14 protein-coding genes are annotated in these 14769 nt (G+C 59.9%); 2 read left to right on the plus strand and 12 right to left on the minus strand.

All coding sequences use genetic code 11. The annotated features are described in order from the left end of the window. Positions 1-12: 12 nt before the first annotated feature. The 9 genes from mltG to ACA060_RS21035 form a co-directional block, all read right to left on the minus strand. Positions 13-1242: an endolytic transglycosylase MltG gene (mltG, locus tag ACA060_RS20995; protein WP_497312956.1), complete on the minus strand. Its 1230-nt coding sequence runs from the start codon at positions 1240-1242 to the stop codon at positions 13-15. A 3-nt stretch (positions 1243-1245) separates the two neighbouring features. Then, on the minus strand, positions 1246-2061 hold the full coding sequence (pabC, locus tag ACA060_RS21000) for an aminodeoxychorismate lyase (protein ID WP_497312958.1): 816 nt from the start codon (positions 2059-2061) through the stop codon (positions 1246-1248). Then, on the minus strand, positions 2061-3305 hold the full coding sequence (gene fabF / locus ACA060_RS21005; RefSeq protein ID WP_497312960.1) for a beta-ketoacyl-ACP synthase II: 1245 nt from the start codon (positions 3303-3305) through the stop codon (positions 2061-2063). The genes pabC and fabF overlap by 1 nt, the downstream gene beginning before the upstream one ends. Before the next feature lie 108 nt (positions 3306-3413). Continuing rightward, positions 3414-3650 (minus strand): acyl carrier protein, encoded by a 237-nt coding sequence (gene acpP, locus ACA060_RS21010; RefSeq protein ID WP_003175607.1) that lies wholly within the window; start codon positions 3648-3650, stop codon positions 3414-3416. Positions 3651-3841: 191 nt separating this feature from the next. Beyond that, a complete protein-coding gene (gene fabG / locus ACA060_RS21015; RefSeq protein WP_109633847.1) occupies positions 3842-4585 on the minus strand; it encodes a 3-oxoacyl-ACP reductase FabG in 744 nt (247 codons plus the stop codon). Between the two features lie 16 nt (positions 4586-4601). Next, complete coding sequence (gene fabD / locus ACA060_RS21020; protein WP_438657891.1) at positions 4602-5540, minus strand: ACP S-malonyltransferase; 939 nt, start codon at positions 5538-5540, stop codon at positions 4602-4604. Positions 5541-5666: 126 nt separating this feature from the next. After that, positions 5667-6677: a phosphate acyltransferase PlsX gene (gene plsX / locus ACA060_RS21025; protein ID WP_497312962.1), complete on the minus strand. Its 1011-nt coding sequence runs from the start codon at positions 6675-6677 to the stop codon at positions 5667-5669. Positions 6678-6681: 4 nt separating this feature from the next. Next, a complete protein-coding gene (rpmF, locus tag ACA060_RS21030) occupies positions 6682-6864 on the minus strand; it encodes a 50S ribosomal protein L32 (RefSeq protein WP_008152339.1) in 183 nt (60 codons plus the stop codon). Positions 6865-6877: 13 nt separating this feature from the next. After that, positions 6878-7405 carry a YceD family protein gene (locus tag ACA060_RS21035; protein ID WP_004371317.1) on the minus strand — a complete coding sequence of 176 codons (528 nt, stop codon included), beginning with the start codon at positions 7403-7405 and terminating at the stop codon, positions 6878-6880. A gap of 105 nt (positions 7406-7510) precedes the next feature. On the opposite strand from ACA060_RS21035, the gene ACA060_RS21040 reads away from it, so the two are divergent. After that, positions 7511-8089, plus strand: a complete 579-nt coding sequence (locus ACA060_RS21040) for a Maf family protein (RefSeq protein ID WP_497312964.1) — start codon at positions 7511-7513, stop codon at positions 8087-8089. 47 nt (positions 8090-8136) lie between these two features. On the opposite strand, the gene ACA060_RS21045 is transcribed toward ACA060_RS21040, so the two are convergent. The 3 genes from ACA060_RS21045 to rluC are packed head-to-tail and all read right to left on the minus strand — an operon-like array spanning position 8137 to position 10762. Continuing rightward, entirely contained in the window at positions 8137-9126 is a 990-nt protein-coding gene (locus ACA060_RS21045) for a S49 family peptidase (protein WP_497312966.1), read from the minus strand. 24 nt (positions 9127-9150) lie between these two features. Then, positions 9151-9813, minus strand: coding sequence for an HAD-IA family hydrolase (locus ACA060_RS21050; protein WP_497312968.1), 663 nt, complete (start codon positions 9811-9813; stop codon positions 9151-9153). Further along, positions 9800-10762: a 23S rRNA pseudouridine(955/2504/2580) synthase RluC gene (gene rluC, locus ACA060_RS21055; protein ID WP_109633857.1), complete on the minus strand. Its 963-nt coding sequence runs from the start codon at positions 10760-10762 to the stop codon at positions 9800-9802. The genes ACA060_RS21050 and rluC overlap by 14 nt, the downstream gene beginning before the upstream one ends. A gap of 700 nt (positions 10763-11462) precedes the next feature. Between rluC and rne the strand changes: the two genes are divergently transcribed. Beyond that, positions 11463-14666, plus strand: coding sequence for a ribonuclease E (rne, locus tag ACA060_RS21060; protein WP_497312970.1), 3204 nt, complete (start codon positions 11463-11465; stop codon positions 14664-14666). Positions 14667-14769 lie beyond the last annotated feature (103 nt).

Genomic DNA, 14769 nt, shown 5'->3' on the forward strand with positions numbered 1-14769 from the left:
CCTTAATCAGAGTCATTGCGGGCTTTGCGCAGCCGGTGCGTCCGGCTCGGGCACAGGTTCGGGTTCAGGCTCCGGAGCGGGTGCGGGTGCGGCAGCAGGCTCTTGCGGCGCTACGGACGGAACAGCCTCGGGATCGGGGTTGGGCGAAGCGGCCGGAATCGGCGCCTCGGCGTCCGGCGCTTCACCATTCAGGGTTTCTGGCGCCGAGACAGGTGCCGGGCTGGAGCGATAATCGGCACGACGCTTGAGCTGGAACTCCCGCACCGCATTATTGTGGGCATCCAGATCATCGGAAAAAACGTGGCTGCCATCACCGCGAGCGACGAAGTAGAGGCTGTTGCCCGCCACCGGGTTCAACGCGGCATGAATCGCTTCGCGGCCGACCATGGCGATCGGGGTCGGCGGCAGGCCTGAAATCATGTAGGTGTTGTACGGCGTGGGTTCCTTGAGATGGGCACGGGTCAATTTGCCGCTGTAGCGATCACCGAGGCCATAGATCACCGTCGGATCGGTCTGCAGCATCATGCCCATCGCCATGCGCCGCACAAACACGCCGGCAATCTGCCCGCGCTCTTGGGGCACACCGGTTTCCTTTTCCACCAGCGAGGCCATGATCAGCGCCTGATAGGGTTCGGTATACGGCACATCAGCGGAGCGCTGCTCCCATTCCTTGGCCAGGACCTCATCGAGGCGGTCGTAGGCCTTTTTCAGCAGTTCGACATCGGTCATGCCGCGCACGAAGCGGTAGGTATCGGGGAAGAACCGGCCCTCAGGAAAGATCCCGGTGTGGCCCAGCTTGGTCATCACTTCGCTATCGCTCAAGCCGTTCAGGGTCTGCTCGAGCTTCTCATCCTTGGCCAATGCCGCCCGGACCTGATGAAAATTCCAGCCTTCGACCAGGGTCAGGCTGTACTGAACGATGTCCCCACGCTTCCACAGGTCGATCAGACCTTCGACAGTCATGCCGGGCTGCATGCGGTATTCGCCCTTGTGCAAAGGTTGTCCGGCCAGGTTGAAACGCCAATACACACGCAGCCAGAAAGCGTCCTTGATGACGCCGTCGGCTTCGAGTCGATAGAAAGTGCGGGTCGGTGTCGTGCCCTTGGGCACTTCCAGCAGTTCTTCCTGAGTGATGTTCAGCGGCTGATTCAGCGCCGTATGAATCTTCCAGGCGGAGGCGCCCAGACACAGCCCCGCCAGAACCAATCCGGTTTCCAGCAGTAGCAAGAATTTACGTCTCACGTATCAAGCATCCAGTAGCGCGCGGGCAATGGTTTGGAGTTTACGGGTGAGCGGCCCAACCGACCAGCTCAGCGCTGCATAGGCGCGCACCGGCCAAACGCCATACACGCTGTTGCAGACAAAGACTTCATCAGCCCATTGCAGCTGATCGAGGCTGATGTCGGTGATTTGCGTGGGGATCCCCAACGACTCGGCTTGAAACAATAATTCGGCACGCATCACACCGGCCACGCCGCAGCGCTTCAAATCAGCCGTGATCAACACGCCATCGCGGATCAGGAACAGGTTGCTGAACACGCCTTCGATCACCCGCCCCGTCCTGTCGAGCATCAAGCCCTCGGCGTGCTCGGCATCTTGCCATTCGCCGCGGGCAATGACTTGCTCCAGACGATTGAGGTGTTTGAGGCCGGCAAGCAGTGGCTGCCTGGACAGTCGTGTCGCACAAGGAAACAGGCGAACGCCCTGCTCGCCATGAACGGCAGGATAGGCAGCGGGAGGATTGCCTTGCAGAATACGCCGGGCCTGAGCCGAAGGATCGGGAGCGTAACCGCGCAGACTGTCGCCGCGGGTGAGGATGAGCTTGAGCACGCCCTCACCCAATTCGGTGGCATAGGCCAGCAGCTCATTGCGGATCAACTCGTGATCGGCAGTGATCGCCAGCCGCGAACAACCATCGGCCAGACGCGCCAGATGTCGGTCCAGCAGCAACGGCTGCCCGCCACGCACGGCAATGGTCTCGAACAGACCATCACCGTAAGCCAGGCCGCGATCTTTCAGCGACAACGCGTCAGCCGGCTGACCGTCGACCCAGCTGTCCATCAGTCAACGAACCGGCGGAACACCAGCGAGCCGTTGGTACCGCCAAACCCGAAGGAGTTGGACAGCACCACATCGATATCCATGTTGCGCGCGGTGTGCGGCACGAAATCGAGGTCGCAGCCTTCATCCGGCTCATCGAGGTTGATGGTCGGTGGCGCCACCTGGCTGTTGATCGCCAGCACGCTGAAGATTGCCTCGACTGCTCCTGCCGCTCCCAGCAAGTGGCCGGTCATGGACTTGGTCGAACTGACGGCCAGTTTGTAGGCGTGATCGCCGAACACCGACTTGATCGCACAGGCTTCGGCGAGGTCGCCGGCTGAAGTCGAAGTGCCGTGGGCGTTGATGTACTGAACCTGGTCGCCATTGATTTTCGCGTCGCGCAAGGCATTGGTGATGCAACGGGCGGCACCGGCGCCATCGGCGGGAGGCGAAGTCATGTGATAGGCATCGCCACTGGTGCCGAAACCAATCAACTCGGCATAGATGGTCGCGCCGCGCGCCTTGGCGTGCTCCAGCTCTTCAAGAACCAGAGCGCCGGCACCGTCGGACAAGACGAAGCCATCACGGCCTTTGTCCCATGGACGGCTGGCGCGGGTCGGCTCGTCGTTGCGGGTCGACAGCGCACGGGAAGCACCGAAGCCGCCCATGCCCAGACCGCAAGCCGCCATCTCGGCGCCGCCGGCAATCATCACGTCGGCTTCGTCATACATGATGTTGCGGGCCGCCATGCCAATGCAGTGCGTACCGGTGGTACACGCAGTGGCGATGGCGTAGTTAGGTCCCTGTGCACCCAAGTGGATGGACAGAAAACCGGAAATCATATTGATGATCGAGCCAGGCACGAAAAACGGAGAAATCCGTCGTGGGCCGGAATCATGCAGGGTGCGGCTGGTTTCTTCGATATTGGTCAGACCGCCAATACCCGAGCCCATGGCCACGCCGATGCGCTCACGGTTGGCGTCGGTGACTTCCAGACCGGCATTACGTACAGCCTGAAAACCGGCAGCCAGGCCGTATTGAATGAACAGGTCGAGTTTGCGAGCTTCCTTCACCGACAGGTATTCCTCGACATTGAAGCCCTTTACCGAGCCGCCAAAACGGGTGGAATAGGCAGAAAGGTCGGTGTGTTCGATCAGACCAATGCCACTGCGGCCAGCCAGAATGCCCTGCCAACTGCTCGGCACATCCGTGCCCAGTGGCGACAACATACCCATACCGGTGACTACGACGCGTCTACGCGACACAGCACTCTCCTTTTTCAAATGACGACTTTGCATGAGGCCTAAAGAAAAAACCGCACGCCGTGATGGCAGTGCGGTTTTTCCATGACAGCAAGCAACGATTACAAACTATTACGCCTGGTGGCTAGTAACGTAGTCGATTGCAGCTTGTACAGTAGTGATCTTCTCAGCTTCTTCGTCAGGGATTTCGGTCTCGAATTCCTCTTCCAGAGCCATCACCAGCTCAACGGTGTCAAGGGAGTCGGCACCCAGGTCTTCAACGAAGGAAGCAGTGTTGACCACTTCTTCTTCTTTAACGCCCAGTTGCTCAGCAACGATTTTCTTGACGCGCTCTTCGATGGTGCTCATACCTTGTTTTCACTCCTAATGGACAAATTCAGGCAGCTGGCCAGTGGGTAAGTGTATAGAAAGGCTTTTCAGTTTTTCAACTGAAAGCTTCACTCCTCAAACCCTGGGGCCCTCTGCCTATAAATAGATTGCAGCTTTATAACGGATTTTAGACAGCTCGTATGACATTTTTTTGAAGCAATCCGTCACATTTAACTCATGTACATCCCGCCGTTCACCGGGATTGTAGCCCCAGTAACGTAAGCCGCACCGTCGGATGCAAGAAAAGCGACCACAGACGCGATCTCTTGTGCTTGTCCCAGACGGCCCAGCGGAATCTGCGTCTGCAAGGCTTCACGCTGTGCCTCGGGCAGTTCGCGGGTCATATCGGTGTCGATGAACCCAGGGGCCACCGAGTTTACCGTAATCGAACGCGAACCGACTTCACGCGCCAGTGCACGGCTGAAACCTTCCAGACCGGCCTTGGCGGCTGCGTAGTTTACTTGGCCTGCGTTGCCCATGGCACCCACAACAGAGCCAATACTGATAATTCGTCCCCAACGGGCTTTGGTCATACCACGCAAAACACCCTTGGACAGGCGGAACAGACTGTTCAGGTTGGTATCGACGACGTCATGCCATTCGTCATCTTTCATGCGCATCATCAGATTATCGCGGGTGATACCGGCATTGTTGACCAGGATCGCCGGCGCTCCGAACTGCGAAGTGATACTCGCCAACACCGCTGCGACGGACTCGTCGCTGGTGACATTGAGTTCCAGGCCAGTGCCTTGAATACCATTTTCTTTCAGGGTAGCAGCGATGCGTTCGGCACCCGATGCAGAGGTCGCAGTGCCCACAACGATGGCGCCCTGACGACCCAGTTCCAGGGCGATGGCCTGGCCGATACCGCGGCTCGCACCGGTGACCAGTGCAACTTTACCTTGCAGACTCATGCAAGTTTCTCCTGATTCAGGCCAGCGCTGCACGGGCGGCAGCGAAAGCGTCTGGGGTATTGAGGTTGGATGTCGACACGCCTTCGGCGCAACGCTTGTTCAGGCCGGCCAGCACTTTGCCAGGACCGCATTCGACAAGTTGGGTCGCGCCCTTGGCGGCCAGCGCCTGGACCGATTCGACCCAGCGCACAGGCTTGTAGAGCTGTTCAAGCAGATCGCGCTTGAGGGTTTCCAGATCGGCCGGCACCGCAGCGCTGACGTTCTGTACAACCGGGATCTGTGGCGCTTGCCAGTCGATTGCAGCGATCGACTCGGCGAAACGCTCGGCCGCCGGGCGCATCAGCTCGCAGTGCGAAGGCACGCTGACCGGCAGCGGCATGGCGCGCTTGGCACCACGGGCCTTGCAGCCTTCGATGGCGCGTTCGACCGCGGCCTTGGCACCGGCGATCACCACCTGGCCCGGGGAGTTGAAGTTGACCGCGCTGACCACTTCGCCTTGCGCCGCTTCGGCACAGGCTGCGAGCACGTCAGCATCGTCCAGACCGAGGATCGCGGCCATGCCGCCCTGCCCGGCCGGAACGGCTTCCTGCATCAACTGACCACGACGCTCAACCAGCTTGACGGCATCGCCCAGGCTCAGGCTGCCAGCAGCGACCAGCGCGCTGTACTCGCCCAGGCTGTGACCGGCAACGTAAGCCGGACGCGCACCGCCTTCCGCCAGCCACAGGCGCCACAGGGCGATCGAGGCGGTCAGAATGGCCGGCTGGGTTTTATCGGTTTGATTGAGTTGCTCTTCCGGCCCTTGCTGGGTCAGTGCCCACAGGTCGTAACCCAGAGCATCGGAAGCTTCTTTGAATGTTTCGAGGACGACCGGATGTTGCGCGCCCAACTCGGCCAGCATGCCGAGGGACTGCGAACCCTGTCCTGGAAAGACGAATGCGAGGGAAGCAGACATGTAACAAGCCCCTAATGATCTTGTCGTCGGAGAATTTGACGTCCCGCTTGGGGGACGCAAGAAACTGACAGTTGGATGGCCAATTGAACTGAGCGGTCACATTTAAGCATTGTCCGACGAAAACGCCTAAAGCAACAAATCCTCCAGACGACCGTGAATGCGTTCCGGCAGGTTTTCCTGGATCTCGATCAGGGCACGTTGTATCGCACTCTGGAAACCCTGAACGCCCGCAGAACCGTGGCTTTTCACGACAATCCCCTGCAAACCCAGGAAGCTTGCGCCGTTATGCCGCGCAGGCGCCAGATCGGCTTGCAGGCGCTTCATCAACGGCAGCGCCAGCGCGCCGACCATTTTTGAGGCGAAGTTTTTCTTGAACAAGGCCTCGATGCGCCCGGCAATCATGGTCGCCAGGCCTTCGCTGGACTTGAGCAGGATATTGCCGACAAAGCCGTCACACACCACCACGTCCGCCTCGCCACGGTACAAGCCGTCACCCTCGACAAAGCCGATGTAGTTGATGCCGCGAGCGCCTTGCAACAAGGTCGCCGCCAGCTTGACCTGCTGATTGCCCTTGATGTCTTCGGTGCCGATGTTCAGCAAGGCCACCCGTGGACGGACGATGCCAAGGGTTTCTGCCGCCACCGAGCCCATTACCGCGAATTGCAACAAGTGCTCGGCACTGCAATCAACGTTGGCGCCAAGGTCGAGCAACTGGCAATACCCCTTCTGCGTTGGAATCGCCGCCACCATCGCCGGCCGATCGATGCCCGGCAACGTCTTGAGCACAAACCGCGACAACGCCATCAGCGCGCCGGTATTACCGGCACTGACACACGCCTGAACCTTGCCGTCGCGCAACAGCTCAAGGGCCACGCGCATCGACGAGTCAGGTTTGCCACGCAGGGCCTGGGCAGGCTTTTCGTCCATGGTGATGACTTCGGACGCCGGAGCAATCGACAGGCGCGAGCGATCCACAGCCGATTGGCCAGAGAGCAATTCTTCAAGAAGGGAGGGTTGACCGACGAGGGTCAGGTGTAACGAGGGTGTAGCAGACAGACAAGCAAGGCTGGCCTGAACAATGCTGCGGGGACCGAAGTCCCCGCCCATTGCGTCAATCGCGATGACTTGAGCAGACAAGTGATTACTCGTCAGCGCCCTTGTCGATCACTTTACGGCCACGGTATACGCCTTCTGGCGATACGTGGTGACGCAGGTGAATTTCACCGGTGGTTTTTTCTACAGACAGAGTGCTTGCCGTCAGGGCGTCGTGCGAACGACGCATGTCACGGGCAGAGCGGGATTTTTTGTTCTGCTGAACAGCCATAATTGATTAACTCCTAAACGTTTGGGTCACGCTTTAACTGCGCCAATACACTGAACGGGTTGGACCGCGTTACCTCGTCCTCGCTCGGTTCGGGCTCATCGAGACCCGCCGGCTGCTGGCATTCTTCCGGATGATGAGCAGGCACAATGGGCAAGGCGAGCAGAAGCTCCTCCTCGATCAGTGACTGCAGATCCAATGGATCTTCGCCCAGTTCCAGCACGTCATAACCTTTCGGCAACGACTGGGTATTCGCACCCTCCTTCACCACAGCATAACTGCATTCGCTATGGATCGGCAGGGTGACCAGCTCAAGACAACGCTGGCAAACCATTTTGACTTCGGTGTCGATAAAGCTGTGGATTACCACAGACTTACGTTCATCTCGTTCAAAAACGAATTTAGCCTGCACCGTACCGACAGTGTCGGAAAGCGGGTCGCAGAGTCTCTCCAAATCGGCCAGCAGCAGTTCACCTTGAAGGGTGGTGCCACGGTCAGCCAATTTGCGCGGGTCAACGTGAGGTGGAATCGGGTCATTCAACATAGGCGCAGCATTATAGGGATGCACCCGGCCATGTCAAAGGAAATTCAGCCCTGTCCGTCACTTGGAAGCCCCGCTAGAATTCGCGCCTGCCTTTCGGAGATGCGCATGCTGCCTTTATTACTCGCTTCAAGCTCGGTTTATCGCCGGGAATTGCTGGCCCGCTTGCAGTTGCCATTCATCTGCAGCTCGCCGGACATTGATGAAAGCCATCGTCCGGGCGAATCGGCCGTCGAGCTGGTAAAGCGCCTCGCCAAAGAAAAAGCGCGGGCACTTGCCGGCAGCCATCCCGCCCACCTGATCATCGGCTCCGATCAGGTCGCAGTCCTCGGCGAGCGGATCATCGGCAAACCCCACACCTTCGAGAAGGCCCGCGAACAACTGCTGGCGTCGAGCGGTGCCAGCATAACCTTCCTGACGGGCCTGGCGCTGCTTAACAGCCAGACCGGCGACTGCCAGGTCGACTGCGTGCCCTTCACCGTGCACATGCGCACCCTCGACCCGGCACGCATCGAACGTTACCTGCGCGCCGAACAGCCCTACGACTGCGCCGGCAGCTTCAAGGCCGAAGGCTTGGGGGTGAGCCTGTTCCAAAGCACCGAAGGCCCTGACGCCACCAGCCTGATCGGTCTGCCGCTGATTCGCCTGATCGACATGCTGCTGGTGGAAGGCGCGCAAATCCCCTGAGCACAAAAAACCGGCCAATCGGGCCGGCTTTTTATGCAGCCAGAGAATCAGCGCATCGATGGACCGTGAAAGCCCATCCACATCGCCAGCTGCTCAGCCACGCTGGCACCGAGCTTTTTCGAGAAGCGATCGAACGGCGATTCCTGAACGGTGAAGTCCACCAGCTCTTTTTCGCCAATCACCTCACGCGCCACCGAACTGGCATTCCCCAGGCCATCGATCAGACCCAGCGGCAAAGCCTGCTCACCGTTCCAGACCAATCCGGAGAACAGCTCTGGATGCTCCTTGTCCTTCAGACGGTCGCCACGGCCCTTTTTCACGCTGTTGATGAACTGCTGGTGCGTGGTATCCAGAACACCTTGCCAGAACTGAGTCTCCTCAGGCTTCTGCGGCTGGAACGGGTCGAGGAACGACTTGTGCTCGCCCGACGTATAGGTCCGACGCTCGACACCGAGCTTCTCCATGGTGCCGACAAAGCCATAACCGGCCGCCGTCACACCAATAGAGCCGACCAGGCTCGCCTTGTCGGCGTAAATCTGATCCGCCGCGCTGGCGATATAGTAAGCACCGGAAGCGCCCAGATCGGAAATAACCGCGTACACCTTGGTATCCGGATGCAAGCCGCGCAAACGGACGATCTCGTCGTACACGTAACCCGACTGCACCGGACTGCCGCCCGGGCTGTTGATGCGCAGGATCACGCCCTTGACCTTCTCGTCCTCGAAGGCAGCACGCAGGCTGCCGACGATGTTGTCGGCGCTGGCCGGTTCCTTGTCGGCAATCATGCCGGTCACGTCGATCAACGCCGTGTAGTGGGAACCGCGGGTAGCGCTTTTTTCCATGTCCATCAGCGGCGTGAACAGAATCAACGCGCCAAACAGGTAAACAAAGGTCAGCAGCTTGAAGAAAATCCCCCAGCGACGAGACCGGCGCTGCTCCTGGACACTGGCCAGCAGAGTCTTTTCCAGCAGCTTCCAGCTTTTTTCGTCACCGCTCTCTGCGCTCGACTTGGCGGGCGCTTTCCATTCGTCGGTCATGACATCTACCCCAGCAAAAACCTGTTAAGCCCGCTGACCCAGCCAGGCATGCAATTCTGAAAAACGATCGATGGACAGTCGCGGCTCAAACAGCTTCAGCGCGTCGATCGACTGCGCGCCGTAACTGACCGCCACCGAGTCCATGCCAGCGTTACGCGCCATCTTCAGGTCGAAGGACGAGTCGCCAACCATCAGCGCCTGCTCCGGACGAACCTCGCAATGGGCAAGAATCTGCTCAAGCATCAGCGGATGGGGCTTGCTGGCGGTTTCGTCGGCGGCGCGGGTGATATCGAAATAATCTTCCCAGCCGTGGGCTTTCAACACCCGATCCAGCCCGCGACGGGCCTTGCCTGTGGCCACAGCCAGATGATAACCCTCGGCGCGAAACGCCTCCATCGACTCGAGCACACCCTCGAACAACGGCGAAGGCACGGCTTCCGCAGCGATGTAGTGATCTGCGTAATGCTGACGGAACGCCACCAACTCGGCATCACCAATGTCCGGGTATAACGTGCGAATAGCCTCAGGCAAACCCAGACCGATAATGCCTTTGACCGCAAAATCGTCACGCAACTGAAACCCGGATCGCTCGGAGGCGACATGCATCGCCTCGACAATCCGACCAATGGAATCAGCGAGCGTGCCGTCCCAATCGAAAATCAGCAGCTTGTAATCAGAGGGGTGCACTCAGGCGCTCCACGGTCTTGGCCCACATTTCGTCCACTGGCGCCTGCAGCTTCAGCTCACCACCATCCGGCAGCGGCACAGTCAGCAGGTAGGCGTGCAGGAACAGGCGCTTGCCGCCCAGGTCGCGGATTTCCTTGCTGAAGGCTTCATCGCCATACTTGGTGTCGCCAGCGATGCAATGCCCGGCGTGCAAGGTGTGGACACGGATCTGGTGGGTGCGGCCGGTAATCGGCCTGGCTTCGACCATGGTGGCAAAGTCGCCAAAACGACGCAGGACCTTGAACACGGTCACGGACTCCTTGCCCTCCTCCTCGTCGACCTCGACCATGCGCTCGCCGGAGCGCAGATTGCTCTTGCCGAGCGACGCCCGGACTTGCTTGATCGAGGCCGCCCAATTACCGCGAACAAGCGCCATGTAGCGCTTGTCGACGCCATCACCGCGCAATGCCGTGTGCAAGTGACGCAGCATGCTGCGCTTCTTGGCGATCATCAGCAGGCCGGAGGTGTCACGGTCGAGACGGTGAACCAGTTCGAGCTCCTTGCAATCGGGACGCAACTGACGAAAGGCTTCGATCACCCCGTAAGTCAAGCCGCTGCCGCCGTGAACCGCGATGCCGCAAGGCTTGTTGATCACGATCAACGCCTTGTCCTCGAAGACAATCGAGGCTTCGAGGCGCTGCAGCAGGCCCTGAGCCAGCGGCACAGGTTCGTCGCGCTCGGGCACGCGAACCGGCGGCACGCGCACGATATCGCCCGCCTGCAGCTTGTATTCGGGTTTGATCCGACCTTTGTTCACCCGCACTTCGCCCTTGCGCAAAATGCGGTAAATCAAGGTCTTGGGCACGCCTTTGAGCCGAGCGAGAAGGAAGTTATCAATACGTTGGCCGGCATATTCCGGCGAGACCTCCAGCAGTTGTACGGCTGGGGTCGAAGGGGCAGTAGTCGTCATGCCGCGGATGATAACAATTTTTTATGGAATTGAAGCACTTAATCATTGCTGCTATAGTCGCGAACGCCGCCAAAAGCGGCCTGGACAGCGGACTAACGGTCAAAAACCGGCCCTGACCAACGCAATTCACCAGGACGAGAGGCCGTCCTACGGGGCTTTCGCTACGTAACGGTGGAGTTTGCAGCTGTAACGAGCGCAGGTGACATGAGGCCTGAATCAAGCCGCGAAGCAGAGTTTTCACTCGCCTTGCGAGCCAATATTCACGGCCAGTTCACAAAGTGCAGTCAGCTATGGACGACCCCGAGCGAACGCTTCGGAAACAACGCCTAAATTAGCCATGATGCGTGACCTCCCCCTTCGGAGCTCACGGTAAATGCCAACCCGCTGCGGATTCTGCGCGCGGCAGCACCCGAATTATCAGGGATACGTGTAGGGTGGAGATGCACAACCGCTGGACTGTGTAGCAATAGGCTTTATCAAGACGCTTCATCTCGTCCACAGCCGCTGGTTGATTCCTCCTCCTGACTGAGTGCTTAAGTAGCCACAGCAAGCAGGACGCGTACGTCGCGATAACGGCCCAATTGGCCGGACATCGCTGGACACGGGAATGGCCAACCACTCCCGACGCACCTGACACCGACCATGAGAAGTCGTGTGTGCCGAACGCCGTTTCCGGCAGCCCGGAAACCGACGGTACTACATGAAAAGAATGCTGATTAACGCAACTCAACCCGAAGAGTTGCGTGTTGCACTGGTAGATGGCCAACGCCTCTACGACCTGGACATCGAATCCGGTGCACGCGAGCAGAAAAAGGCCAACATCTATAAAGGCCGGATTACTCGCATCGAACCAAGCCTTGAGGCTGCCTTTGTCGATTTCGGCTCTGAGCGCCACGGCTTCCTGCCCCTCAAAGAAATCTCCCGCGAATACTTCAAGAAAGCCCCCGAAGGCCGCGTCAACATCAAGGACGTCCTGAGCGAAGGCCAGGAAGTCATCGTTCAGGTCGAAAAAGAAGAACGTGGCAACAAGGGCGCAGCCCTGACCACCTTCATCAGCCTGGCCGGTCGTTACCTGGTGCTGATGCCGAACAACCCGCGTGCCGGCGGCATCTCCCGTCGCATCGAAGGTGAAGAGCGCAACGAACTGCGTGAAGCCCTGAACGGCCTGGTTGCCCCGGCTGACATGGGGCTGATCGTTCGCACTGCCGGCCTGGGCCGCAGCAGCGAAGAAATGCAGTGGGACCTCGATTACCTGCTGCAACTCTGGACCGCCATCAAAGAAGCCTCGCTGGATCGCTCCGCGCCATTCCTGATCTACCAGGAAAGCAACGTGATCATCCGCGCCATCCGCGATTACCTGCGCCAGGACATCGGCGAAGTGTTGATCGACAGCGTTGAAGCCCAGGACGAAGCCCTGACCTTCATTCGCCAGGTAATGCCGCAGTACGCCAGCAAGATCAAGCTGTACGAAGACAGCGTTCCGCTGTTCAACCGTTTCCAGATCGAAAGCCAGATCGAGACCGCTTTCCAGCGCGTCGTCGAGCTGCCTTCCGGCGGTTCCATCGTTATCGATCCGACCGAAGCCCTGGTGTCTATCGACATCAACTCGGCGCGCGCCACCAAAGGCAGCGACATCGAAGAAACCGCCCTGCAGACCAACCTTGAAGCCGCCGAAGAAATCGCCCGTCAGTTGCGCTTGCGCGACATCGGCGGCCTGATCGTCATCGACTTCATCGACATGACCCCTGCCAAGAACCAGCGCGCCGTGGAAGAGAAAGTCCGCGAATGCCTGGAAGCCGACCGCGCTCGCGTGCAAGTCGGTCGCATCTCGCGCTTCGGCCTGCTGGAAATGTCCCGTCAGCGCCTGCGTCCATCCCTGGGCGAAAGCAGCGGCATCGTTTGCCCGCGTTGCAACGGCACCGGCATCATCCGTGACGTTGAATCGCTGTCGCTGGCGATCCTGCGCCTTATCGAAGAAGAAGCCCTGAAAGACCGTACCGCCGAAGTTCGTGCACAAGTGCCGATTCCGGTCGCTGCGTTCCTGCTCAACGAAAAACGCAACTCGATCACCAAGATCGAACTGCGCACCCGTGCCCGCATCGTCATTCTGCCGAACGATCACCTCGAAACGCCGCACTTCGAAGTTCAGCGTCTGCGCGATGACAGCCCGGAAGCCGCTGTCGGCCAGTCCAGCTACGAAATCGCTGCTGCCGCTGCCGAAGTCGAAGAAGTCCAGCCAGCCGCTGCGACCCGCACCCTGGTTCGCCAGGAAGCCGCGGTCAAGACCGCGCCGGCCCGCGCCAACGCTCCGGTTCCGACCGAAGTCGTCGCCGCTCCGGTTGCCGCGCCATCCGTTGCGCCCGAGCCAAGCCTGTTCAAAGGCCTGGTGAAATCGCTGGTCAGCCTGTTCGCAACCAAAGAAGAACCTGCTGCCCCGGTTGTGGTTGAAAAACCAGCGACCACCGAGCGTCCGGCCCGCAACGAAGAGCGTCGCAACGGTCGTCAGCAGAGCCGCAACCGTAACGGTCGCCGCGACGAAGAGCGCAAGCCTCGTGAGGAACGTGCACCGCGTGAAGAGCGCGCCCCCCGTGAGCCACGCGAAGAGCGTCAACCACGCGAAGCCCGCGAAGAAACTCCAGCAGTAGCCCGCGAAGAACGTGCTCCACGTGAAGAGCGCGCACCACGCGCCCCTCGCGAAGAACGTGCACCGCGCGCGCCTCGCGAAGACCGCAAGCCACGTGGCGAGCGTGAAGAACGAGTGCGTGAACTGCGCGAACCTCTGGACGCTACCGCTCCGGCCGCTGCGGCGACCGCTGAAGAGCGTCCGGCTCGCCAGCCACGTGAAGAACGCGCTCCGCGCCCACCGCGTGAAGAACGTCAGCCACGTGCCGAGCAAGCCGCTGCTGCCGTTGCCGAAGAAGAACTGGTGACCAACGAAGAGCAACTGCAGGAAGACGGTCAGGAAGGCGCCGAAGGCGATCGTCCACGCCGCCGCTCCCGTGGCCAGCGTCGTCGCAGCAACCGTCGCGAGCGTCAACGCGATGCCAACGGCAATGTGATTGAAGGTTCGGAAGAATCCGAATCCGCCGAAGGCAGCGAAGCGGGCGACAGCAACGAAGCGCCAAGCACTTCTGATCTGGCCGCCGGCCTGGCTGTTACCGCAGCCGTTGCCAGCACCGTGATCAGCGCGCCTGCTGAAGCACAAGCCAATGAGCAAGCCGAACGCGCAACGGCCGCCACTCTGGAGTCAGCTCCGGTTGAAGCGCCAGTGGTCGAAGCGACGACTCCGGTCGAAGCCGCTGCCGCTCCGGAAATCGAAGTGGCGCCGGTTCGTGAAGCTGAGCCGGTGGTTGAATCCGCTCCAGTCTCCGAGCCAGCGGTCGAAACTTCCAGCGAAACCGTGACCGAAGCTGTCCGCGAAGTTCGTGAAGAACAAACCGCGTTCAACTGGGTTGCCGAGCCGGTAGCTGTTGAAGTGCCTGCGCCGGTTGCTGAAGCCCAGGTGGCGCAAGCCGTGGCCTCCGAGCCAGTGGTTGTGGCTGCCGAGCCTGCTCCAGTTGTTGAAGCACCGGCTCCGGTTGTTGCCGAAGTGGCTGCACCGGTCGTTGAAGCGGCTCCTGTCAGCGCCCTCACCGAAAATGGCCGTGCGCCGAACGACCCGCGTGAAGTGCGTCGTCGCAAGCGTGAAGCCGAGCGCCTGCAGAAGGAAGCCGAACTGGCTGCCGCTGCTGCTCCGGTTGAAGCGCCTGTCGCTGCCGAGCCTGCACCGGTTGTGGCTGAAGTGATCGAAGCGGCACCTGCTGCCGAGTCGGTCATCGAAGAAGCTCCACGCTCCGTTCAGGAAGCGGTAGAGCAACACGAACAAGCCCTGGAAAAAGAACACGAGCCTAAACCACTCGTCTGATTCCGTCGGCTACTAAAAAGCCCCGCATGGTGATCCAGGCGGGGCTTTTTTTATGTCCGTTAGTTTCACCGCGATCAATGTGGGAGCGGGCTTGCTCGCGAAA

This window comes from Pseudomonas sp. LBUM1671, assembly GCF_059695685.1.

Coding starts and splice junctions, on each gene's coding strand:
- pabC (WP_497312958.1), bottom strand. CDS start 2,061: ATGGACAGCTGGGTCGACGGTCAGCCGGCTGACGCGTTGTCGCTGAAA.
- acpP (WP_003175607.1), bottom strand. CDS start 3,650: ATGAGCACCATCGAAGAGCGCGTCAAGAAAATCGTTGCTGAGCAACTG.
- fabG (WP_109633847.1), bottom strand. CDS start 4,585: ATGAGTCTGCAAGGTAAAGTTGCACTGGTCACCGGTGCGAGCCGCGGT.
- fabD (WP_438657891.1), bottom strand. CDS start 5,540: ATGTCTGCTTCCCTCGCATTCGTCTTTCCAGGACAGGGTTCGCAGTCC.
- rpmF (WP_008152339.1), bottom strand. CDS start 6,864: ATGGCTGTTCAGCAGAACAAAAAATCCCGCTCTGCCCGTGACATGCGT.
- ACA060_RS21035 (WP_004371317.1), bottom strand. CDS start 7,405: ATGTTGAATGACCCGATTCCACCTCACGTTGACCCGCGCAAATTGGCT.
- ACA060_RS21040 (WP_497312964.1), top strand. CDS start 7,511: ATGCTGCCTTTATTACTCGCTTCAAGCTCGGTTTATCGCCGGGAATTG.
- ACA060_RS21045 (WP_497312966.1), bottom strand. CDS start 9,126: ATGACCGACGAATGGAAAGCGCCCGCCAAGTCGAGCGCAGAGAGCGGT.
- rluC (WP_109633857.1), bottom strand. CDS start 10,762: ATGACGACTACTGCCCCTTCGACCCCAGCCGTACAACTGCTGGAGGTC.
- rne (WP_497312970.1), top strand. CDS start 11,463: ATGAAAAGAATGCTGATTAACGCAACTCAACCCGAAGAGTTGCGTGTT.